Here is a 22935-nt window from a genome sequence, read left to right as displayed (position 1 = left end):
CATGGATACACAATATTTTAAATGGTATAGTCCAAATTTAAATCGCGATATGGAACTTAAAGTATATGGCTGGGCAGGTAGACCTATGCTGTTCATTCCATGCCAAGATGGTAGATTTTTTGACTTTGAAAATTTCCATATGGCTGATGTTTGGGCAAGATGGATTAATGAAGGACAGGTAATGGCTTTTTCTATTGATACAATGGATAAAGAAACATGGTCAAATAAAAATGGTGACCCTCGTTGGAGAGCTGAGCGCCATGAACAATGGATGCGCTATATCACTGATGAAGTAGTGCCATTCATGCGCGATATGGTAAATAGACATAACAACTGGACGGGTTATCCAGGCATAATGGTATTTGGTTGCAGTTTGGGAGCAACTCATGCCGCTAATTTGTTTTATCGCAGACCGGATTTATTCGATAGACTCTTAGCTTTAAGCGGTATTTACACAGCAGATTACGGCTTTGATGGCTATATGGATGATATCGTTTACAATAACTCCCCTGTGCATTATTTAGCAAATATGCCAAAAGACCATCCTTATATCAATTTGTATAATTTGAAAAAATCCGTTATCTGTGTAGGGTTAGGCCCTTGGGAAGTGCCAGACTCTACAAGACAGTTGCATGATATTTTACGCGACAAAGGCATCAATACTTGGGTAGATTATTGGGGCTTTGATTGCAGCCACGATTGGTATTGGTGGTATCGTCAAGTAGAATATTTTGCGCCGTACTTATTGGGTTAAAGGTTTTATACAAATTAAAAAAGGGGATATTTATGACAAATTTTATTTTTATTTCACCGAACTTTCCTGAAAACTATTGGCATTTCTGCCGTGAATTGAAAAACAACGGCATCAATGTTTTAGGTATCGGTGATGCACCTTATGACCAGTTGACGCAAGAATTAAAAGATAGTTTAAATGTGTATTACAAAGTAAATAGTTTGGAAAACTATGACGAAGTTTATAAAGCTGTAGAATATTTTAGAGATAATTTTGGTAAAATTGATTGGTTAGAGTCCAATAATGAATACTGGCTTGAACGTGATGCGCGTTTGCGTACAGATTTTAATATCAATAGCGGTTTTAAAAATGAAGATATACCACGCATTAAATATAAATCCAATATGAAGGCATATTATGCAAAAGCTGGTATTCCTACAGCTAAATATCATCTTGTAAATGATTGGGATAGCTGTATGGCATTTATTCGCGAAGTGGGATACCCTGTAATCGTAAAACCAGATAATGGTGTGGGTGCAAGTTCCACTTATAAACTCAATAGCGAAGACGAAGTTGGTTATTTCTTTGCTACTAAAAATCCAAGTATACAGTATATTATGGAACAGTACATATATGCTGAAGTAAATTCGTATGATGCTATCATTGATTCCCATGGCAATCCTATATTTGAAATTGGTAATGTAACACCAATGTCTATTATGGATATTGTAAATAATAATGATAACAGTATTTTTTACATTTTAAATAAATTACCAGATGATACACGCAATATGGGTAGAGCTACAGTAAAAAGCTTCGGAGTAAGAAGTCGTTTCGTTCATTTTGAATTTTTCCGTCTTTTAAAGGATTATCCAGGACTTGGCAATAAAGGTCAACTTATCGGTCTTGAAGTAAATATGCGTCCATGCGGTGGCATCAGCCCAGACATGATGAACTTCTCCCAAAGCACTGACGTATATAAAATTTGGGCAGATATGATAACTTATGATTCTTCACTTAAAGGTATTGGTGAAACAGCATATTGTGCATTTGCTGGTCGCCGTGATGGCAAAAACTTCATATTGAGCAATGAACGTATAATGGAAAAATACGGTGCTAATATGAAAATGGCTGGCAGAGTAGCTGATGTTTTATCTGGAGCAATGGGCAATCAGATGTTTATTGCTACATTCCCAACAAAAGAACAGATGGATAATTTCTATAATGATGTACTTGCTTGCTGGTAAAAGGTGAGAAAAGAGCTGATGTATTCAGCTCTTTTTTTGCTCTTTTGAAAATCAAAATGAATATAGATTTCTTTATAAAAATTTTAAATTTTATTAATTGATAATAATAATCAGTATTGACAAATAAAATTTTTAATGATAATATATACACAACAAATTGATAAACGTTATCAATTAAAAATATTTTTTATTATGGAGGATTTAAATATGTCATTAATCAATAAAGAAATTGCAGATTTCAAGGTTCAATCTTTTATAAATGGTGAGTTTCGCCAGGTTACAAAAGCCGATGTATTAGGCAAATGGTCAGTATTCTTCTTCTATCCAGCTGATTTTACTTTTGTTTGCCCGACAGAACTTGAAGATTTAGCTAATAAATACGAAGAGTTCAAAAATATAAATTGCGAAATTTACAGTGTATCATGCGATACGCATTTTGTGCATAAAGCATGGCATGATGCTTCTGAAAGAATTAAAAAAATCCAGTATCCTATGTTAGCAGACCCGACTGGAGCTTTAGCACGTGATTTTGATGTGATGATTGAAGCTGACGGCATGGCAGAAAGAGGAACTTTTGTAGTAAATCCAGAAGGCAAAATCGTGGCGTATGAAGTTAATGCGGGTAATGTTGGCAGAAATGCTGATGAACTCTTGCGCAAGGTACAGGCTTTACAATTTGTAGCAGCTCATGGTGATGAAGTATGTCCTGCAAAATGGCAACCAGGTGCTGAAACTTTAAAACCTAGCCTTGAGTTGGTTGGTCTTCTCTAAGAGATAGAGGTATCATCATGAATAATATGTATGATGCTGTGATTATTGGCGGAGGCCCTGCGGGGCTTTCGGCTGCTATATATTTAGCTAGAGCAAAGTATAAAGTGCTCGTGTTAGAAAAAGAGAAAATCGGCGGACAGATTACGATAACGGCAGAAGTCGTGAATTATCCTGGCCTATCTGTAACTGATGGCAAGAAGATGACGAAGGAGATGCAACTTCAAGCGGAGTCTTTCGGTGCTGAATTTGCAATTGCTGAAGTACTGGATATGAAGTTAGATGAAGATATCAAGACTTTGTATACGACAAAAGGCGAGTATAAAGCTTTAGGTATTGTGATAGCGACAGGTGCTAATCCGCGTAAACTCGGTTTTTACGGTGAAAAAGAATTTCAAGGTCGTGGCGTGGCGTACTGTGCTACTTGCGACGGGGAATTTTTCACTGATATGGACGTCTTTGTAATCGGTGGTGGCTTTGCTGCTGTAGAAGAGAGTATTTTTTTGACCAAGTACGCGCGTCAAGTAAAAATGATTGTGCGTGAGAGTGATTTTTCTTGTGCAAGGACAATTGCTGACGAGATAAAACGCTATCCGAAAATTTCTGTTGAGTTTAATACAGAGATAGTGAAGGCTGGCGGAGAGCAAATGCTTTCGTTTGCTGAATTTAAAAACAATAAAACAGGTAAAAGTTGGCGCTATGATGCCAAGGCAAATGAAAGTTTCGGCATTTTCGTATTCGCTGGCTATGTGCCTAATACGGCATGGTTTAAGGACAAAATTCACCTTGATGAACACGGTTATGTAATCACAGATGTGAATAGAAAGACAAATGTAGATGGCGTCTATGCTGCTGGCGACTTATGTGTTAAGAATTTGCGCCAAGTAGTAACGGCTGTATCAGATGGAGCAGTGGCGGCAACCTCTTTGGAAAAGCATATTTCATATATACACGATAAACTTAATATGCCAGAATTTGAGCGCCCTGCTGTTGATAAAAATAGATTGCAAAAACGTAAAGAAGCTATATCATCGCAGGAAAATGCAGATACTACAAGCTTTATTTCTGCTCAGATAAAAGAGCAATTGCGCGGTGTATTTGCGAAATTCATCAGTCCTGTAAAAGTCAAGGTATGGTTTGATGAAAGCAGATTAGCAGCAGAATTGCGAAATTTTGCTGGTGAATTGCAGGGAATTTCCGATAAACTCTCTCTCGTAGAAGAAAAGATAAATGAAGTAGATGGCAAGGTAAAAACAGCGTGTCTTGAAATACTGCGTGATGATGGCAGTTCCAGTAATATATTTTTCCATGCCGTGCCAGGTGGTCATGAATTCAATTCATTTGTAATCGCTCTGTACAATGTAGCGGGACCAGGGCAAGAAATAGATGAAGTCGTTAAAAATCAGATTAAAGCTATTGATAAGCCGATTGATATAAAAGTAGCTATGTCATTATCCTGTACTATGTGTCCAGAAGTAGTCATGGGTACGCAAAAAATTGCTGCTGAAAACAATTTAGTAACGGCACACGTTTTCGATATCCAACATTTTCCAAAGTTAAAGCAAAAATACAATATAATGAGTGTGCCATGTATGATTATTAACGATAAAGATGTGTATTTTGGCAAGAAAAATATAGCTGAAATTGTACCATTATTAAAATAAATTCTTAAATAAAAAGGCGGAAAGATTATTTCTTTCCGTCTTTTTTAATCTGTTAATCAGTGATTATTTCGTGTATTAATGTTGGCTTTGTCGCAGTATCTTCGATGAAGATATTGTCATACAGTTTTTGTTTTACTTCCGTGATGTTTTCTTTATTGCTGTAAATGGTCAAAAGACTTTCGCCTTTTTCTACTTTATCGCCTATTTTTTTGTGCAAGACGATGCCGACTGCAAGGTCGATTTTATCATCTTTAGTAGCGCGTCCTGCACCGAGGAGCATAGAGGCAATGCCGATTTCATTAGCTATCATGCGAGATACATAGCCTGATTTTAAGGCAGGCAATTCAATTTTATACTTAGCTTGAGGCAATTTAGAAGTGTCTTCAATGATGGAAGTGTCGCCACCTTGGTTTTGAATAAATTCCTTAAACTTAGCGATTGCCTTTCCGTTATTAATAGAATCTAAAAGCATCTGTTTTGCTTCGTCAGTGTTTTTTGCTTTGCCTGCTAAAATCACCATTTGGCTACCCAAAGTCAATACGAGTTTAGTTAAATCTTTTGGGCCTTTGCCTTTAAGTGTATCTATTGCCTCTTTTACTTCGAGGGCATTGCCGATGGCAAAGCCTAAAGGCTGGGACATATCGGAGATTATGGCAACTGTCTTGCGTCCTACATTATTGCCGATACGCACCATGGCATGGGCGAGTTCTTCGGCGTCTTTTTCTGTTTTCATGAAAGCGCCATAGCCTGTTTTTACGTCTAGTACAATAGCATCAGCACCAGCGGCGATTTTTTTGCTCATTATGGAGCTAGCAATAAGGGGAATAGAATTGACTGTGCCTGTAACATCGCGCAAGGCATATAATTTTTTGTCGGCAGGTGTCAAATTGCCACTAGGACTCATGACAGCAACTTTATCCTTATTTACAAGGTCGATGAATTGCTCTTTTGTCAGCTCTACATGAAAGCCCTTTATCGACTCTAATTTATCAATAGTACCGCCTGTATGACCGAGTCCACGACCAGACATTTTAGCGACAGGAACACCGAGTGAAGCGACGAGCGGGGCAAGTACGAGCGTCGTTGTGTCGCCGACTCCGCCTGTAGAGTGTTTATCGACTTTTATGCCCTGTATGGAAGATAAATCAATCGTATCGCCAGAATTTACCATAGCCAATGTTAAATCAGCGCGTTCGCGTTCGTCCATGTCTTGAAAGTAAATTGCCATGGCGAGTGCGCTCGCTTGGTAATCGGGGATAGTGCCTTTTGTGTAGCCTTCAATGAAGAAATTGATTTCCTGCGTAGATAATGCTTTGCCATCACGTTTTTTTTCAATAATATCCACCATTCGCATAGTGTATCACCAACTTTTAAATTAATTTATCTAGGAAGGATTGACCGTATTTAGGCATTTTTACAGCGAAGTTTTCAGCAATCGTTGCGCCTACATCAGAGAATGTTTTGCGCAAGTCAATTTTGCCATATTGAGTGAATTTTGGTGAGTATATCAAAAGTGGTACGAATTCACGCGTATGGTCAGTGCCTTTATACGTTGGGTCATTGCCGTGGTCAGCCGTTATCATCAGTAAGTCGTCGTCTTTTAATTTAGCGAAGACTTCTGTAAGGCGTGCGTCAAATTCTTCTAGGGCATTGCCGTATCCTATAGCATCGCGACGGTGACCGTATTGGGAGTCGAAATCAACGAGATTAGTGAATGAAAGTCCTGTGAAATCTTCGTCTAATAGGCTGATAAATTTATCTATGCCGTCCATGTTGGAAGTAGTGCGAAGGGCACGCGTTACGCCTTCGCCGTCAAAGATATCGCGGATTTTGCCGATAGCAATGGAGGCAAAGCCCGCATCTTGGAGAGCATTCATGACTGTTTTATCGAATGGTTTTAAAGCGTAATCATGGCGGTTAGGTGTGCGAGTGAAATCTTCTTTGCAAGTGCCGACATATGGGCGGGCTATAATTCTGCCGATTATATATTTACCGTCTTTCGTTATATCGCGGCAGAATTGGCAGATTTTGTACAGTTCTTCAAGTGGGATTACTTGTTCATGTGCTGCAATCTGCATTACAGAATCAGCAGAAGTGTACATTATTAGTTCACCTGTTTTCATTTGGCGTTCGCCGTATTGTTTGATGATTTCTGTACCGCTGGCTGTGCAGTTGCCGAGGATTTTGCGACCAGAGAAGTTTTCTATTTGCTCGATTAAATCTTTAGGAAAGCCGTTTGGAAATACTTGAAATGGCTTGTTGATATGAAGCCCCATTATTTCCCAATGTCCAGTCATGGTGTCTTTACCGCAGGAAGCTTCCTGCATTTTTGTATAATACCCCATAGGTTTATCCACGATAGCGACACCTTCTAATTTGCAGATATCAGAAAGTCCGAGTTTTTCAAGGTTTGGCAGATTAAGTCCGTGTTTTGCTTCAGAGATATGCAAGAGTGTATTTGTTCCAACATCATCGAATTTAGCTGCATCGGGAGCTTCGCCGATGCCTACAGAATCCATTACAATTACGTGTATGCGTTTAAATTTTTGCATGATATCACCAACTTCATTTATTTTTGTAGAGCTTCTTTTGTAAAAGCACCTGGCAGTATTTCTGCAAATGTTTTTACAGTGTATTCAAGGGATTTTTTGCCCAGAATAATCTCAGTATTTTTATCAGCAAATTCAGCTATTACTTGACGGCAAATACCGCAAGGATAGGTATATTCATCATCAGCACCGACAATGGCAATGGCACGAATTTTGCGGTTGCCTTCGGAAATGGCTTTAAAAATTGCTGTTCGTTCAGCGCAATTTGTTGCACCGTAAGAGGCATTTTCAATATTGCAACCGGTGTAAATTTTGCCATTTTCCATAAGTACAGCTGCGCCTACTTTAAATTTAGAATAGGGGGCATAGGCATTTTTGCGCCCTTCATATGCTTTTTCTAATAATAATTTATAGTTTAGCATAATCTCACATCCTTAAATATAGATGAAATTTTTTCGTTTGTACAATTTATTTATAATTTCAGTGCAGTATATCCATTAATTATTATATCAGCAAATAGTGGCATTGGCTTTTAAAATTTGCTATAATATATCGTTAAGTTGATTTGAAGTCAACGAATATAAAAGAAGTAGGTGATTATTATTTTATTTCAGGAATTAAAAATAGAAGATAAAAATATATTAGACCCATATTTCCAACTAAATTACCATGAAAATTCTCATTTAAATTTTACTAATTTATTCATGTGGCGAAAACCATATCATATTGAGTGGTGCATTGAAGAGGATATCTTATTTTTCATAGCAGAATATAATGAAGAAAAATTTGCATTGCAACCACTTTGCACAGAAGATAAATTTTTTATGGCTATAGATAAGATAAGAGCGTATTTTGCTGAGCAGAATTTACCACTCGTATTTTCAGGTTTAGAAGAAATGGCAGTAGAAAAATTAAAGGAATATCCAGCTGGTGAATTTGAATTTGAAGATAATCGCGATGACTATGATTATGTCTATAATTCTGCTGACCTCATAAAATTGGCGGGCAGAAAATTTCATTCTAAGAAAAATCATTTAAATAGTTTTCGTAAAAATTATCCAGAAGCTAAGTATTTACCGATTAATGATGATATAATTACATTATGTAAGATAACAATTAATGGCTGGTACAAAAAGCGTTTAACATTGACACCAGATGACCCATTTATCAAAGTAGAACGCGATGCAATAATCGAAGTGCTCAATAATTTTGACCAGTTAAAACTCAAGGGTGGAGCTATTTTCCTTGTAAATAAGGTAATGGCATTTACTTTTGGCGAAGCTTTAAATACAGATACAGCGGTAATCCATGTGGAAAAAGCAGACCCAGATGTAAATGGTGCATATACAGCTATCAATCAGGCTTTCGTAGAAAATGAATGGGCAGACATGGCTTATATAAACCGTGAAGAAGATATGGGGCTTGAAGGATTGCGCAAAGCAAAAGAGTCATATCGCCCTGTTAAGATGATTAAAAAATTTACTGCTAAATTTAAAGGTTAAACTATAAATACTGTTGGCAAGGTATAAAGATTAAGTTATAATAGAGCTTAGTGTATTTATAGGGAGATTTAGATGAACAAAGTTATTGTTAAAATTAACAGTAAACAAAAAGGCTCAGAAGAAAATGTCGTAAAGATGGAGGCAGTCGCTAACCATCATAAAAAAGGCGATATTTCTTATGTAATATACAAAGAGACAAATTTAGTCGATAAACAAGAGACTTCGACTATGCTGAAAATCGGGAAAGATTTTTTAGCTTTGACGCGTAGTGGTGGAGTAAAGCAACAGCAACTGTTTGCTAAAGGCAAAGTCAGCCATAGCGATTATGAAACACCATACGGCAAATTACACATGATGGTGAAAACTCATCGTTTTGATATAATTTCTGATGTGAAACATCACATCATTAAAATAGATTATGCTTTATATATAAATGACAGTTGGCAGAGTGATAATGAATTAATCATTAAAATTAAGCCTGCTAATTGAAATTAATAGTTTATCATAAATATGGGAGGATTTTGATTGGATACTAAAGATTTGCTTATACAGGCTATTAAAGATGCTGCCCAAAAAGCTATTGCAGAAAAAGCACTTCCTGAAGGTGAATTGCCACAGGTTATTTTAGAAGTGCCACCAAAAAAAGAGTTGGGTGATTTCGCATCTAATATTGCTATGCAATCGGCAAGGGTCTTTCATGCTGCGCCGAGAAAGATTGCTGAGGAAATTGTAAATCGTTTAGAGGCTCCATTTTTAGAAAAAACAGCCATTGCTGGCCCAGGATTTATCAATTTTTATTTAAAATCCGATGTTATATATGCTTCTTTAGCTGATTTGTTAAAACAGGGTACAGAATATGGCAATTTGCCAAAACAAGATAGCCCAAGAATTCAAGTTGAATATGTAAGTGCTAACCCAACAGGCCCACTTCATGTAGGTCATGGTCGTGGTGCAGCTTTCGGTAGTGCTCTTGTAAATCTCATGCGTGCTGCTGGATATAATGTTTCTAGCGAATATTATATCAATGATGCTGGTAATCAGATTAATAACTTAGCAGCTTCTGTTAATGCGCGTTATTTGGAACTTTTAGGTAAAGAAGTTGAATTTCCAGAAAATGGATATCATGGACATGATATCATTGATACAGCACAGCGCATCATCAATAAAGATGGTGATAAATATTTGCATATGAGTGATGAAGAACGCTTGGGTATCTTTAAAGAATTAGCTTTAAAAGAAAAATTAGCAGCTTTAAAAGAAGACTTAGCTAATTTCAACGTACATTTCGATGTATGGTTTAGCGAAAGAACACTTCATCCAGATGCTATCAATGCTGTTTGCCAAAAACTCATGGACAATGGCAATATGTATGAAAAAGATGGAGCAAAATGGCTTAAATCCACTGCTTATGGCGATGATAAAGACCGTGTAGTTATTCGTGATAATGGTGTTCCTACGTATTTAGCAGCGGATATAGCTTACCATAGTAACAAATTTGAACGTAAATTTGATAAACTCATTAATATTTGGGGCGCAGACCATCATGGTTATGTTTGTCGTGTAAAAGCAGCGATGGCAGCTCTTGGCTATAATCCAGATGATTTAGATGTACTTCTTTTACAGATGGTAAGCTTGTATCGCAATGGTGAACTTGTAAAAATGTCTAAACGTACTGGTCAAAGCGTAACACTTGCTGAACTCATTGAAGAAGTTGGCGCAGATGCAGCTCGTTTCTTCTTTATCATGCGTTCACTTGATAGCCAGCTTGATTTTGATTTGGATTTGGCAAAATCACAGTCCAATGAAAATCCTGTTTATTATGTACAATATGCTCATGCACGTATTTGTAGCATTTTCCGTCAAATGAAAGAAGCAGGTATAAAAATCGAAGAAAATCCAGACTTATCACTCTTGACAGATGAAGCAGAAACTGCTTTAATTAAAAAGTTATTGTCTTATCCAGATGAAATTGCATTGGCTGCTAAAAATAAAGCACCGCATCGTATTGCGGCATATGTACATGATTTAGCTTCAATGTTCCATAGTTTTTATAATAAATGTCGTATTTTGGGTGTCGACAATAAATTGGCACAAGCTCGTTTGGCACTCTGCATGGCAACAAAATATGTATTGGCACATGGTCTTACTGTTTTGGGTGTAAGTGCGCCAGAAAAAATGTAATATATTGTTATAGAAACATAAAATTGAGGAGGAGTATTTATGGATTTTCAGCATAGTTCGGAAGTCGATGTAGCTTATTATATTTTGACTTTAGCAAATAAACCTATTTTTTATAAAGACCTTATAATGGAAGTTATCGAAAAGAAATGCAAACCGGTACAGTCTTTATCCGCTGCTATTTCTGAAGTATACACACTTATTAACATGGATAGCCGTTTTCAATATACAGGCGATGGAATGTGGGGTCTTACAGAATGGAATCCGCCAGAAACAAAACGCAGTACAGTTGTTTCTACATCAAGCGGTTCAAGTAAAAGTAAAGCGATTTCCAGCAGACGTCGTACTAAATTATTAGAAGGCATTCAAGAAGACGTTCCAAGAGATTAAGTGCTTAAATTTTAGAGGAGGATTTTTTTAATGGCAAAATATATTTTTGTTACTGGTGGCGTAGTTTCTTCTTTAGGTAAAGGTATCACAGCGGCTTCACTCGGTCGTTTGCTCAAAAGCCGTGGTATTAAAGTAACAATTCAAAAATTTGACCCGTATATCAATATTGACCCAGGTACAATGAGTCCATATCAGCATGGTGAAGTTTTCGTAACAGAAGACGGTGCAGAAACAGACTTAGACCTCGGACATTATGAACGTTTTATCGATATCAATCTTACAAAAAATTCCAATGTAACTACTGGTAAAATTTATTGGTCCGTATTAAATAAAGAACGTCGTGGTGATTACCTTGGTAAAACTGTACAGGTAATTCCACATATCACAAATGAAATCAAACAGCGTGTATATGCTGTAGCAGCACATGATGATGCTGATGTAGTTATCACAGAAATTGGTGGTACAGTAGGCGATATCGAAAGCTTACCATTCTTAGAAGCAATTCGTCAGGTTAAAAAAGAAGTAAGCAAACACGATGTTTTATACATTCATGTAACATTAATTCCATATATTTCCGCAGCTGGTGAACTTAAAACAAAACCTACTCAGCACAGCGTAAAAGAACTTCGTAGTATCGGTATTCAGCCAGACATTCTCGTTTGCCGTACAGAACAAGAACTTTCTAAAGATATGAAAGAAAAATTAGCATTGTTCTGCGACGTAGATGCTGATGCTGTTATTCAGAATATGACAGCTTCTACAATTTATGAAGTACCTTTAATGATGCAAAAAGAAGGTCTTGATAAAATTGTTTTAGAAAAATTAGAAATGGATTATCGCCCAGCTCATATGGAAGAATGGGAACGCATGGTTCATCGCATTAAAAATCCACAATCTAAAGTTAAAATTGCCGTTGTTGGTAAATATGTAGAACTTCCAGATGCTTATATTTCTGTAACAGAAGCACTTCACCATGCAGGTATTGCAAATTCTACAGAAGTAAAAATCAAATGGGTTAACTCCGAAACATTAGAAAATGATGATGTAGACCTTTCTGAAGTATTTGCAGGTTGCAAAGGTATCCTCGTTCCAGGTGGTTTCGGCGACCGCGGTGTTGAAGGTAAAATCTTAGCAATTAAATACGCTCGTGAAAACAACATTCCATTCCTCGGACTTTGCCTCGGTATGCAGTGCGCAGTAATTGAATTTGCTCGTCACGTATGCGGCATGGAAGATGCACATAGTACAGAATTCAGCTCTGACACAACTCATCCAGTAATTGCACTCATGTCTTCTCAGCTTAAAGTTGTAGACAAAGGTGGCACAATGCGCCTTGGTTCATATCCTTGCCAAGTAACTCCAGGCACAAAAACATTTGAAGCATATGGCAGTGAACTCATTCATGAACGTCATCGTCATCGTTTCGAATTCAACAATGATTTCAAACAAGCACTTACAGATGGTGGCATGGTAATTGCTGGTGTTTGCCCAGATAATGGTTTAGTAGAAATCGTAGAAGTGCCAAATCATCCTTGGTTTGTAGCTTCTCAGTTCCATCCAGAACTTAAATCTCGTCCAAACAAACCACAGCCTTTATTCCGTGAATTTGTAAAAGCTGCTTTAAACTTAGGTAAATAATTAAGATTAAAATAAACAATTAGGGACTGTACTTATTTGTGTACAGTCCCATTTTTGACATACGAGTGAGAGGTTTTTATATATGAATATATTTTTTCCCGCATTAGCACAAGAGCCTATATTAAATGATATTTATAAGTATTTTGGGCAAAAAGACGGTCAAAATTATATTTACGGTATATCTGGTTCACAAAAACATGCAATAATAGCTGCATGTTATGATAAATATCCTAAAACAACTATTATTATTACACGAGATAGAGAGAGCATTGATGAATGGACAAGTGATTTGACATCACTTTTAGAAAATGTAGATGTTTTAGAATTGCCAGCACTTGATATGATGAATGTAACAGCAAGTGCTAAAAGTTTAGAACTTAAGGCACGGCGCATGCAAGTTTTGGGAAAATTAACGCGACAAGAAAAAGCTATAATTCTTGTTTCAGCGCAAGCTGCTATGCAAAAAGATATGTCGCGTCAGGATTTTGAAAATTCTAGCATTCAATTAGAAATTACAAAAGAATACAATTATGGCAAACTTTTAGAAGAATTAGTAGTTTTAGGTTATGAACATACAGATAGAGTAGAACAATTAGGTCAATTTAGTGCACGTGGTGGAATAGTGGATATTTATCCTATTAATTTAGAAAGACCACTACGTATAGAGTTTTTTGATAATGAAATAGAATCAATTCGTGAATTTGATATCGATACACAGCGTTCGTTAAAAAATATTGCTAAATGTGATATATTGCCACTTATGCGCACTGATTCATCAGGAACGCCAACATTATTTTTATCATATTTGCGAGAAAATTGTACAGTAATTCTGGATGAACCACTTCATTTAAAAGACACTGTTATGGCCAATATTAAAGAAAATCCAGAAATAAAAAATTCTGTATATGATTGGAATGATATATTAAAAGCATCACAAAAACATAATTTATTATTTATGTCGCTTATGATGCAACGTATTCCAGATACAGAAATGGAAAATCTTGTCAGTGTAGCAGTAAAATCAACAGCGCCATTTCAGCGTCAAATGAATTTATTGTGTGAAGAATTAAAAAATTGGTTGGAACAAAAAAGCAAAATTTTAATTTGCTTAGGTGATAGAGAAAAAATAAAATATTTACAAGATATATTAGAACAGAATAATATACCAGTATCGCATAGTGAAAATCCTACCAAATTATCAGATAAAATGGTAACCTTTATGGTGGGGTCAATTTTAAATGGGTTTGAATTTCCTCAATCACATTTAGTAGTAATTTCAGAAAAAGATATTTTAGGAAGACAAAAGAAAAAATTAAAACCACGCCAATCAAGTAAAAATACAGCTAAGATATCGCATTTTCGAGATATTAATATCGGTGATTATGTAGTGCATGTAAATCACGGTATTGGTAAATATATGGGCGTGGAAACTTTAACAATTAATAATGTTCATCGAGATTATTTGTATATAAAATACAGTGGTACTGATAAATTATTTGTGCCTACAGACCAAGTGCATTTAATACAAAAATACATTGGTGCTGAAGGAGAGGTACCACGCCTTTCTAAGATGAATAGTACTGCTTGGAAAAGAGCAAAGGCAAAAGCTAAAGCTTCAGTAGAAAATATCGCTAAAGATTTAATAGATTTATATGCACAACGAAAAAGTGGAAAAGGTTTTGCTTTTGCGGCTGATACACCATGGCAGAAAGAGTTTGAAGATGCTTTTCCATATGAAGAAACGCCAGACCAACTTAGAGCTATCCGCGAAATCAAAGAGGATATGGAAAAACCTGTTCCGATGGATAGATTACTTTGTGGTGATGTAGGTTTTGGAAAAACTGAAGTAGCTATTCGTGCGGCATTTAAAGCGGTGATGAGTGGAAAACAAGTTGCTGTACTCGTGCCGACGACTGTTTTAGTTCAACAGCATTATAAAACTTTTACTAACCGTTTTAAGGGCTTTGGGCCTAATGTTGGCATAATTTGTCGTTTTAATAGTCCGAAAGAACAGAAAAAAACATTAGAAGATTTGGCTATGGGTCAAATTGATGTACTAATCGGGACGCATGCTATTTTAAATGAGAAAAAAGTTAAATTTAAGGATTTAGGTCTTTTAATTGTCGATGAAGAACAACGCTTTGGCGTAAAACAGAAAGAAAAGATTAAACGCATTAGTAAAAATATTGATGTATTGTCTTTAAGTGCTACCCCAATTCCACGTACATTACATATGTCTTTAGTTGGGGCGCGTGATATGAGTATTATTGAAACACCACCACAAGAGCGTTTTCCTGTGCAGACTTATGTAATAGAAAATAATGATATGATTATTCGTGATGCTATAAAACGTGAAGTTCGCCGTGGAGGACAGGTATATTTTATTTATAATCGCATAGAAACTATTGAAAAAATGTATTTGCATTTATCTTCGATGTTGCCAGATGTAAAAATTGGTGTGGCACATGGTCAAATGAGTGAAGAAGAATTGGAACGTGCTATGCTTAATTTCTATGAAGGTAAATATGATGTGCTTGTTGCTACTAGTATTATTGAAAATGGTTTAGATGTGCCAAATGCCAATACTATCATCATTTACAATGCGGATAATTTTGGTTTGTCGCAATTATATCAGATGCGTGGTAGAGTAGGTCGTTCAAAACAAATGGCATTTGCCTATTTCATTTATCAAAAAGATAAAATTTTGTCAGAAACAGCTGAAAAGAGATTGCAGGCAATTAAAGAATTTGCTGAACTCGGTTCAGGTTTTAAAATTGCTATGCGCGATTTAGAAATTCGTGGAGCAGGCGATTTATTAGGGGCGCAACAACACGGACATATATCCAGTGTCGGTTTTGAAATGTATTGTCGTTTATTAGAAGAAGCTATAGAAACGATAAAAACAGGTAAACCACCAAAAGAAAAAGTTGAACCAGTTATAGAGCTTAAAATAGATGCATATCTTGATGGCGGTTATATAAGTGATGCTATGAATAAAATAGAAATATATCAGCGTATTGCTGCTATTAGAAATGAAGAACATGCTGTTCATTTAGAGGAAGAACTTATCGACCGTTTTGGTGAAATGACAGAACCTGTTAAAAAGTTGATGCAAATAGCGCGTATAAAAAATTATGCACGTGATTTAGGTATAAAATCTATCGCTGAAAAAACGGCATTTGTAGAATTTACAATGATTGATGCACCGAATATAAATCCACAAAATATAATTGAATTAAAAAACCATTTTGGCAGTTTAATGCGAATGTTGCCAGAACAAAATATCATACAGATAAAGATTACAAAGCTTAATAAAAATAAATTATTGCATGTAGTTACAAAAGCTTTAAAAATACTTGTAGGAAAGACTGATGACGAGGTAAACAAAACTAAAGGAGGAAAATAATAGATGAAAAAATATGAAGCAATTTATCAAGATTTATTGAATATGATTGAATCACATAAGATAAAAGCAGGTGAATTATTGCCGAGTGAATTTCATCTAAGAGATTATTATAAAGCTTCAAGAGATACAGTTAGAAAAGCTTTAATGATGTTATCGCAAAATGGGTATATTCAAAAATCACAGGGCAAAGGCTCTATTGTACTTGATATAACTCGTTTTAATTTTCCAGTATCAGGACTTATAAGTTTTAAAGAATTAGCTTCGACGATATCGGGCAAAGTAGAAACAATTGTGAATTGTTGTGAATGTATTGAACCTGACGAAGAGATAAAAAAATTATTGATGTTAAAAAATGATACGAAAGTTTGGTATATTGAACGTATTCGTCGTATAAATGGCGAAGCAGTTATTTTTGATACAGATATCTTAAATGCTGATATAGTACCATATATTAATGAACAAATAGCACAAAATTCTTTATATGATTATTTAGAACATGAATTAGAGCTTAAAATTGGTTATGCAAAAAAAGAAATAACGTGTCGACCAGTTACTTCAAAAGACCAAAAATTAATGGATTTAAAAAATTATGATATGATAGTGAATATAGCATCATTCGTATTTCTAGAAGATACGACATTGTTTCAGTATACGATTTCACGCCATAGACCGGATAAATTTCGCTTTAATGATTTTGCCCGTCGTACACATAATTGATTTTATTGATAATAAAAAAGACTGTACTTTTGAACTGCACCCCAAAAGTTGGACAAAAAAAACAACTTTTGGAGGTGCAGTTTTTTTATGACTAAATACTCAAATGAATTTAAAGTTAAAGCAATTAAAATGGTTTTAAAAGGAGATTCTATTTATCATGTAGCTAAAATTCTAAACATGCCAAACACAGCTTCTCTTTGCAGATGGATATTTCATTATGAAAATGGTGGCATCTCACAACTTCTTCATAAAAATCGTAAATATACTCCTATCTTTAAGCAAAAAGTTATTGAATATAAATGGCTACATCATTTATCATTAAATCAAACAGCAGCCAAATTTTCCATTCCTAATACTGGTACAATTTCTACATGGGAAAAGTTGTATAGTTCTTATGGATTTTCTGGTTTGCTTGCTAAGAAACGAGGTAGACCATCTATGAAAAAATCTAAATCTAAAAATAAGGTTAACAAACCTAAAAAAGAACTTTCTTATGTTGAACAATTAAAACAAGAAGTTTATCAATTAAGGATGGAAAATGACTTATTAAAAAAGTGGCATGCCTTAATGAAGCAATGGGAAAAGGAAGGAAGACATTAGTTTTAGTAATTGCTAAATTAAGGAAAAAATATACTCTAAAAGCCCTATTAAACTATACAAAATTAGCTAAAAGCACATATTATGATGCATTAAAAAAATTATCAAAAGAAGACAAATATAAAGGATTAAAAACATTAATTCATAATATTTGTAATAAAAATCATGGAAGATATGGATATAGAAGAGTAACTATGCAGTTGCATAAACAAGGAATAAAAGTCAATCATAAAGTATTTATGAGATTGATGAAAGAAGAAAATTTAACATGCAAGATAAGAGCAAAGAAATATAAATCGTATAGAGGGCAAGAAGGGAAAATAGCTAAAAATATATTAAATAGAAATTTCAAAGCATCAAAACCAAACGAAAAATGGGCAACAGATGTAACAGAATTTGCATTATGTAATGAAAAAATATATTTATCACCAATAATAGATTTATATAACGGAGAAATAATAAGTTATAAAATATCGAAAAGACCAATACTAAAGCAAGTATTAGATATGGTAAAAGATGCAACAAGAAAGATAAAAGAAACAAAAGGAATAATTCTACATTCAGACCAAGGATGGCAGTATCAGAATAGAAGATATCAGGAGTTATTAAAAGAAAAAGGCATTATCCAAAGCATGAGCCGAAAAGGAAATTGCTTAGATAATGCCGTAATAGAAAATTTCTTTGGTTTGCTAAAAAGCGAATTATTCTATTTAAAAAAATTTAAATCCGTTGAAGATTTTATAAAAGAGTTAAAATCTTATATAAAATATTATAATACAAAACGGATAAAGATAAAACTAAAAGGACTTAGTCCCGTAGAATACAGAACTAAGTCTCAATTAGTAGCTTAATTAATATGTCCAATATTTTGGGTGCATATCACTTTTTGTACAGCCTTTTTTGTTTGCTTATTTTATCCATTTACCGCATGGTGCGTTTGTGATGATATTATTGTTATCTACGACGAGTTGACCGCGTAAAAATGTCTTTATTGGCCAACCTTGAATTTCTCTGCCAGCAAAAGCGGTAAGTGGTTGTTTACTGTGCAGTTTATTGTTTTCAATGGTATCGATTTTTTGCATATCGACTACTACCATATCAGCGTCTTTGCCAACAGTAAGACTGCCTTTATCTTTTAATTTATAGATAGTAGCAGCATTTTTAGCTAAGACTTTGGCGATGAATGGCAATGTTATTTTGCCACGATTAACTTCGTTTAACATTAGTGGCAACATGGTTTCTACACCACACATGCCGGCAGGGATGGAAAAGAGAGGCCCTTGTTTTTCTGAAATCAAATGAGGTGCATGGTCAGAAGCCATGAAGTCAACTGTTCCATCGAATAAACCTTGCCACAATGCCAAGCGGTCTTCTTCGTGTTTTATTACAGGGTAAACTTTCATTATTGGACCGACTGTATCATAATCTTTGCTGGATAAGAATAGATATTGCGGGCAAGTTTCGGCCGTTATATGCACTCCTTCAGCTTTTGCCTTGCGGATTATATCAACGCCCATTTTTGAAGTTAAGTGCAAGATGTGCAGATGAGCACCAGTTGCTTTAGCAAGTAATGCCGCTGTTTGAATAGTCAATGCTTCAGCCAGTGCAGGGCGAGAGTCTACGAGTGCTTCATAATCTGTTCTGCCGGATTGTTTTAATTTATCTGTAAGTGTTTGGATTAATTCGTTGTTTTCGGCATGAATGGCAATTATCTTACCTGTTTTAGCCATTTCGGAAAAGAGCTCATAAACTTCGCCATCACCAGGTGGTAATACCACATCTGTATCTTTAGGGTCATAATTGTAAATCAATGCTTTTGTCTTAGCATTGATGGCATATCCCCAGAAAAATTTGACAGCACTTACACCAGAGGAGCAAAGAGCAGGCAATTCATCTAAATTTAATTTGCCTAAAGCTAAGCCCCAAATGCCGTAATCAGCATACGCTTTTTTGCTGAAATAATCAGCTTTCCACTGTAAATCTTTTGCAGATAATACAGATGGATTTGTATTTGGCATATCAAATACAGTCGTCACGCCACCAGCTATGGCTGCTTGTGTGCCAGTTATGAAATCTTCTTTTTGCGTCACTCCAGGGTCGCGAAAATGGCAATGCGTATCAATACAGCCTGGCAAAATATATTTGCCATTGACGTCAAAAATCTGTCTAGCTTCTTTATCATCAGTTGATATTTCAGCTATTTTTTCATCTTTTACGTAGATATTGCTGCGAAAAACTTCTGTATCGGTTACGACAAAGCCATTTTTTAAAGCTAAATCATACATAAATACATTCTCCTTATTGTGTAGATTATTATTAATGATATTGAAAATTTTATTTTGATTTTGTATTTTATCTTATTATGCCAAATAAAATTCATTTTGGCTATAAAAAAAGGAATACCCTCATCGAGTATTCCTTTTTGTAATTTATTACTGTGCTTTTGTTTTGATTTCTTCAAGTAAATTGTTTATGAATGTATCTGTATCCATTGTAACAGTTTCTTTTTCACGACGTTTGCGAACAGAAATGTTTTTGTTTTCTAATTCGTTTTCGCCGACAATTATGCTGTAAGGAACTTTTTTAACTTGAGCTTCACGGATTTTATAACCGATTTTTTCATTTCTATCATCAACTTCTACGCGGATGCCGAGGTCAAACATTTTGCGTTTGATTTCATAAGCATAATCTGTATATTTGTCGCTGATAGGTAAGATTTTAACCTGTACAGGAGCAAGCCAAGCAGGAAATGCACCAGCATAGTTTTCAATCAAGATACCGATAAAGCGTTCGATACTTCCGTATACAACGCGGTGAATCATTACAGGACGATGTTTTTGACCATCTTCACCGATGTATGTGAGGTCGAATTTTTCAGGCATGAGCATATCAAGCTGAATTGTACCGCATTGCCAAGTACGACCGATGGAGTCAGTTAAATGGAAGTCGATTTTTGGACCGTAGAAAGCGCCATCGCCTTCGTTGATAACGTATTTTAAGCCACGATGTTCAAGTGCGTTTTTAAGTGCATTTGTAGCGAGTTCCCAAACTTCATCAGAACCCATGGAATCATCTGGGCGTGTGCTGAGTTCAGCATGGTAAGTCAAACCGAATGTGCTGTAAACTTGGTCGAATAAGTCGATAGTTTTTTGAATTTCGCCTTCAATCTGGGAAGGAAGCATGAAGATATGAGCATCATCTTGAGTGAAGTTACGAACACGCATTAAGCCGTGTAAAGCACCGGATAATTCATGACGATGAACAAGACCGAGTTCGCCAAGACGAAGTGGTAAATCACGATAGCTGTGTTGCTGAGTGAGGTAAACGAGCATACCGCCTGGGCAGTTCATAGGTTTGATAGCGTAATCTTCACCATCGATTTTAGTGAAGTACATATTTTCTTTGTAGTGGTCCCAGTGACCAGAAGTTTCCCAAAGTTTGCGGTTCAAAATCATTGGAGTTTTAATTTCCTGATAACCGAATTTGCGATGAACTTCACGCCAATAGTTGATGAGTTCGTTTCTGATTACCATTCCGTTTGGATGGAAGAATGGGAAGCCAGGGCCTTCTTCATGTAAGCTGAATAAATCGAGTTCTTTACCAAGTTTACGGTGGTCACGTTTTGCAGCTTCTTCGAGCATTTTTAAATATGCGTCTAAATCTGCTTGTTTTTCAAATGCTGTACCGTAAATACGTTGGAGCATTTTATTTTTTTCATTGCCGCGCCAATAAGCACCAGCTACGGACTGTAATTTTAAAGCTTTTACTTTACCAGTAGAAACAACGTGTGGGCCAGCACAGAGGTCTGTGAAATCGCCTTGTGTGTACATTGTAATCATAGCGTCTTCTGGTAAATCGTTGATTAATTCAACTTTATAGATTTCACCTTGAGCGTTAAAGAAATCGAGTGCTTCTTGGCGAGTTACTTCTTTGCGCACGATTGGAAGATTTTCTTTAACGATTTTTTTCATTTCTTTTTCGATTTTAAGTAAATCTTCATTGTTAAGCTGATGGTCCATATCGAAATCATAGTAAAAACCATTATCGATAGCAGGGCCAATTGCTAATTTTACATTTTTATCGCCATAAAGACGTTTTACAGCTTGTGCCATGATATGAGCAGCACTATGGCGGAGTGCCCAGCGGCCGTCAGCGTCTTCAAAAGTCAAGATATCGATTTGATGGTCGCCATCGATAACAGTAGTTAAATCTCTAGTTTCACCATCAATTTTGCAAGCAAGAGCTTTTTTAGCTAAAGAATTGCTGAGATTTTTTACAAAATCAAGAACAGTAGTACCTTCTGCAACTTCGCGAACGGCACCGTCTTTTAATGTAATTTTTGCCATTATAAAATAACCTCCTAAAAATAAAAAAAGCCCCATCCCTAAAGGGACGAGACTGTTACTTCGCGGTTCCACCCTGTTTGTTATATAATATAACCAACTCGAAATGATAACGGATACTCTCCGGCAAAACTTACTATTATTTCAGCTTTGCAGTTTGAAAGTGGTAATTATAAAAGATAATTTAAGAAGCTCACAGCAAATGCTTCTCTCTCTGAAAACATGGCTTTTATAATCATGTCTTTCGCATTACTTTTTATTTATTGAACGTATCCTCATTATAATCAACAGAGTTAGTCATGTCAAGGAATTTTATCTATAATAATAGTAAATAATTGTGGTAGGAAGTGAATTATAAATGAATGAAAAACGAGCAAAACTTTTAACTATAAAAGATGATTTAAATATATTAGTGGACTTTTTAGCGAAGCGAGATATAGAAAGTTTGACTTCAAATGCTTTAGAAGAAAAATATAAGATTTCGCAAGTGGATTTATTGATTTTATTTGGCGGTTGCATACCAGAAGGCATTGAAGTTTTTCATGCGGCATATGAAAATAATTTTGCTAAAAATTATATGATTGTTGGCGGCGCAGGGCATACAACGGATATTTTGCGCAGTAAAATGCAATTGGTTTTACATGATTTTGATGTAGCGGATAAGAGCGAAGCGGAAATCATGATGATGTATTTAAAGCAAAAATACGATATGCAAGATGTGATTTTAGAAACGAAGTCGACTAATTGTGGCAATAATGTAATAAATGCACTTGATTTAGTGAAACAAATGCAGTTAAACGTTAAATCAATTGTATTTATACAAGATACTACGATGCAACACCGCATGGAAGCAGGTTTTAGAAAATATTTAAAAGATGATGTTAAATTGATTAATTTTGCGGGATATAAAGTGTATTTTACAATAAAAGATGACAAGCTCATGATTGAAGATAATGATTTATGGGGTATGTGGGATAAATATAAATACATGGAGCTATTATTAGGGGAGATACCGCGTTTAAGAGATGATATCAATGGATATGGGCCAAATGGAAAAAATTTTATAGCGCATGTAGATATACCGCTGAGAGTGGAACAGGCTTTTTTGAATTTAAAGCAACAGTTAAATGTGCAGATTAGAAAAGCAAATGAATTATTTGCCACTAAATAATTGAATATAACTAAAAAAGATAGTAACTATTT

Annotated in this window: 19 protein-coding genes and 1 other annotated feature; of the genes, 14 read left to right on the top strand and 5 right to left on the bottom strand. The window is 35.4% G+C overall.

The window, feature by feature from the left end:
* Nucleotide 1 precedes the first annotated feature (1 nt).
* The 4 genes from CKV65_RS05770 (at nt 2) to CKV65_RS05755 (ending at nt 4412) form a co-directional block, all read left to right on the top strand.
* On the top strand, nt 2-754 hold the full coding sequence (locus CKV65_RS05770) for an esterase family protein (protein WP_027890087.1): 753 nt from the start codon (nt 2-4) through the stop codon (nt 752-754).
* A gap of 32 nt (nt 755-786) precedes the next feature.
* Nucleotides 787-1980, top strand: coding sequence for an ATP-grasp domain-containing protein (locus CKV65_RS05765; protein WP_027890086.1), 1194 nt, complete (start codon nt 787-789; stop codon nt 1978-1980).
* A 207-nt stretch (nt 1981-2187) separates the two neighbouring features.
* Nucleotides 2188-2751, top strand: a complete 564-nt coding sequence (ahpC, locus tag CKV65_RS05760; protein WP_027890085.1) for an alkyl hydroperoxide reductase subunit C — start codon at nt 2188-2190, stop codon at nt 2749-2751.
* Between the two features lie 17 nt (nt 2752-2768).
* On the top strand, nt 2769-4412 hold the full coding sequence (locus CKV65_RS05755; protein ID WP_027890084.1) for an FAD-dependent oxidoreductase: 1644 nt from the start codon (nt 2769-2771) through the stop codon (nt 4410-4412).
* Nucleotides 4413-4464: 52 nt separating this feature from the next.
* Here CKV65_RS05755 and CKV65_RS05750 read toward each other — a convergent pair whose 3' ends face one another.
* Genes CKV65_RS05750 through CKV65_RS05740 form a run of 3 tightly spaced genes read right to left on the bottom strand, consistent with a single transcriptional unit; the run spans nt 4465 to nt 7383 of the window.
* The gene (locus CKV65_RS05750) at nt 4465-5766 is read right to left on the bottom strand and encodes a pyrimidine-nucleoside phosphorylase (RefSeq protein WP_027890083.1); all 1302 of its coding nucleotides are present in this window, start codon (nt 5764-5766) and stop codon (nt 4465-4467) included.
* Nucleotides 5767-5782: 16 nt separating this feature from the next.
* The gene (gene deoB / locus CKV65_RS05745) at nt 5783-6964 is read right to left on the bottom strand and encodes a phosphopentomutase (protein ID WP_027890082.1); all 1182 of its coding nucleotides are present in this window, start codon (nt 6962-6964) and stop codon (nt 5783-5785) included.
* A 17-nt stretch (nt 6965-6981) separates the two neighbouring features.
* Entirely contained in the window at nt 6982-7383 is a 402-nt protein-coding gene (locus CKV65_RS05740; protein WP_027890081.1) for a cytidine deaminase, read from the bottom strand.
* 171 nt (nt 7384-7554) lie between these two features.
* Here CKV65_RS05740 and CKV65_RS05735 point away from each other — a divergent pair, with 171 nt between their 5' ends.
* The 9 genes from CKV65_RS05735 to CKV65_RS05695 all read left to right on the top strand — a co-directional run bounded on the left by CKV65_RS05735 (nt 7555) and on the right by CKV65_RS05695 (nt 18240).
* The gene (locus CKV65_RS05735) at nt 7555-8463 is read left to right on the top strand and encodes a DUF2156 domain-containing protein (RefSeq protein ID WP_027890080.1); all 909 of its coding nucleotides are present in this window, start codon (nt 7555-7557) and stop codon (nt 8461-8463) included.
* Nucleotides 8464-8535: 72 nt separating this feature from the next.
* A complete protein-coding gene (locus CKV65_RS05730) occupies nt 8536-8952 on the top strand; it encodes a YwiB family protein (RefSeq protein WP_027890079.1) in 417 nt (138 codons plus the stop codon).
* Between the two features lie 36 nt (nt 8953-8988).
* Nucleotides 8989-10644: an arginine--tRNA ligase gene (gene argS, locus CKV65_RS05725; RefSeq protein ID WP_027890078.1), complete on the top strand. Its 1656-nt coding sequence runs from the start codon at nt 8989-8991 to the stop codon at nt 10642-10644.
* A gap of 39 nt (nt 10645-10683) precedes the next feature.
* On the top strand, nt 10684-11031 hold the full coding sequence (gene rpoE, locus CKV65_RS05720; RefSeq protein ID WP_027890077.1) for a DNA-directed RNA polymerase subunit delta: 348 nt from the start codon (nt 10684-10686) through the stop codon (nt 11029-11031).
* Nucleotides 11032-11061: 30 nt separating this feature from the next.
* A complete protein-coding gene (locus CKV65_RS05715; protein ID WP_027890076.1) occupies nt 11062-12669 on the top strand; it encodes a CTP synthase in 1608 nt (535 codons plus the stop codon).
* Nucleotides 12670-12751: 82 nt separating this feature from the next.
* The gene (mfd, locus tag CKV65_RS05710) at nt 12752-16075 is read left to right on the top strand and encodes a transcription-repair coupling factor (RefSeq protein ID WP_027890075.1); all 3324 of its coding nucleotides are present in this window, start codon (nt 12752-12754) and stop codon (nt 16073-16075) included.
* Between the two features lie 3 nt (nt 16076-16078).
* Nucleotides 16079-16792 carry a trehalose operon repressor gene (gene treR / locus CKV65_RS05705; protein WP_027890074.1) on the top strand — a complete coding sequence of 238 codons (714 nt, stop codon included), beginning with the start codon at nt 16079-16081 and terminating at the stop codon, nt 16790-16792.
* Nucleotides 16793-16879: 87 nt separating this feature from the next.
* Nucleotides 16880-17392 (top strand): helix-turn-helix domain-containing protein, encoded by a 513-nt coding sequence (locus CKV65_RS05700; protein WP_095197697.1) that lies wholly within the window; start codon nt 16880-16882, stop codon nt 17390-17392.
* A complete protein-coding gene (locus CKV65_RS05695; protein WP_095197696.1) occupies nt 17368-18240 on the top strand; it encodes an IS3 family transposase in 873 nt (290 codons plus the stop codon). The genes CKV65_RS05700 and CKV65_RS05695 overlap by 25 nt, the downstream gene beginning before the upstream one ends.
* A 57-nt stretch (nt 18241-18297) precedes the next feature.
* Here the strand turns inward: CKV65_RS05695 and allB are convergent, their stop codons facing one another.
* Both allB and thrS read right to left on the bottom strand, forming a co-directional pair.
* Entirely contained in the window at nt 18298-19674 is a 1377-nt protein-coding gene (allB, locus tag CKV65_RS05690; RefSeq protein WP_027890520.1) for an allantoinase AllB, read from the bottom strand.
* Nucleotides 19675-19821: 147 nt separating this feature from the next.
* Nucleotides 19822-21735 (bottom strand): threonine--tRNA ligase, encoded by a 1914-nt coding sequence (thrS, locus tag CKV65_RS05685; RefSeq protein ID WP_027890519.1) that lies wholly within the window; start codon nt 21733-21735, stop codon nt 19822-19824.
* 39 nt (nt 21736-21774) lie between these two features.
* Nucleotides 21775-21991, bottom strand: a binding site (T-box leader).
* A gap of 99 nt (nt 21992-22090) precedes the next feature.
* Between thrS and CKV65_RS05680 the strand changes: the two genes are divergently transcribed.
* Nucleotides 22091-22903, top strand: a complete 813-nt coding sequence (locus CKV65_RS05680) for a YdcF family protein (RefSeq protein ID WP_027890518.1) — start codon at nt 22091-22093, stop codon at nt 22901-22903.
* Nucleotides 22904-22935 lie beyond the last annotated feature (32 nt).

This window comes from Megamonas hypermegale (assembly GCF_900187035.1).
GTDB classification, from domain to species: domain Bacteria; phylum Bacillota; class Negativicutes; order Selenomonadales; family Selenomonadaceae; genus Megamonas; species Megamonas hypermegale.
The sequence above is the reverse complement of the archived record's forward strand: the minus strand, read 5'-3'. Positions and strand labels throughout refer to the sequence as shown.

What these genes read in the sequence shown, in the direction of transcription:
- deoB (WP_027890082.1), bottom strand. Translation starts at nt 6,964, where the DNA reads ATGCAAAAATTTAAACGCATACACGTAATTGTAATGGATTCTGTAGGC.
- CKV65_RS05765 (WP_027890086.1), top strand. Translation starts at nt 787, where the DNA reads ATGACAAATTTTATTTTTATTTCACCGAACTTTCCTGAAAACTATTGG.
- CKV65_RS05770 (WP_027890087.1), top strand. Translation starts at nt 2, where the DNA reads ATGGATACACAATATTTTAAATGGTATAGTCCAAATTTAAATCGCGAT.
- CKV65_RS05695 (WP_095197696.1), top strand. Translation starts at nt 17,368, where the DNA reads ATGGGAAAAGGAAGGAAGACATTAGTTTTAGTAATTGCTAAATTAAGG.
- CKV65_RS05750 (WP_027890083.1), bottom strand. Translation starts at nt 5,766, where the DNA reads ATGCGAATGGTGGATATTATTGAAAAAAAACGTGATGGCAAAGCATTA.
- CKV65_RS05730 (WP_027890079.1), top strand. Translation starts at nt 8,536, where the DNA reads ATGAACAAAGTTATTGTTAAAATTAACAGTAAACAAAAAGGCTCAGAA.
- mfd (WP_027890075.1), top strand. Translation starts at nt 12,752, where the DNA reads ATGAATATATTTTTTCCCGCATTAGCACAAGAGCCTATATTAAATGAT.
- ahpC (WP_027890085.1), top strand. Translation starts at nt 2,188, where the DNA reads ATGTCATTAATCAATAAAGAAATTGCAGATTTCAAGGTTCAATCTTTT.
- thrS (WP_027890519.1), bottom strand. Translation starts at nt 21,735, where the DNA reads ATGGCAAAAATTACATTAAAAGACGGTGCCGTTCGCGAAGTTGCAGAA.
- CKV65_RS05680 (WP_027890518.1), top strand. Translation starts at nt 22,091, where the DNA reads ATGAATGAAAAACGAGCAAAACTTTTAACTATAAAAGATGATTTAAAT.
- treR (WP_027890074.1), top strand. Translation starts at nt 16,079, where the DNA reads ATGAAAAAATATGAAGCAATTTATCAAGATTTATTGAATATGATTGAA.
- CKV65_RS05755 (WP_027890084.1), top strand. Translation starts at nt 2,769, where the DNA reads ATGAATAATATGTATGATGCTGTGATTATTGGCGGAGGCCCTGCGGGG.
- CKV65_RS05715 (WP_027890076.1), top strand. Translation starts at nt 11,062, where the DNA reads ATGGCAAAATATATTTTTGTTACTGGTGGCGTAGTTTCTTCTTTAGGT.
- CKV65_RS05740 (WP_027890081.1), bottom strand. Translation starts at nt 7,383, where the DNA reads ATGCTAAACTATAAATTATTATTAGAAAAAGCATATGAAGGGCGCAAA.
- CKV65_RS05700 (WP_095197697.1), top strand. Translation starts at nt 16,880, where the DNA reads ATGACTAAATACTCAAATGAATTTAAAGTTAAAGCAATTAAAATGGTT.
- rpoE (WP_027890077.1), top strand. Translation starts at nt 10,684, where the DNA reads ATGGATTTTCAGCATAGTTCGGAAGTCGATGTAGCTTATTATATTTTG.
- allB (WP_027890520.1), bottom strand. Translation starts at nt 19,674, where the DNA reads ATGTATGATTTAGCTTTAAAAAATGGCTTTGTCGTAACCGATACAGAA.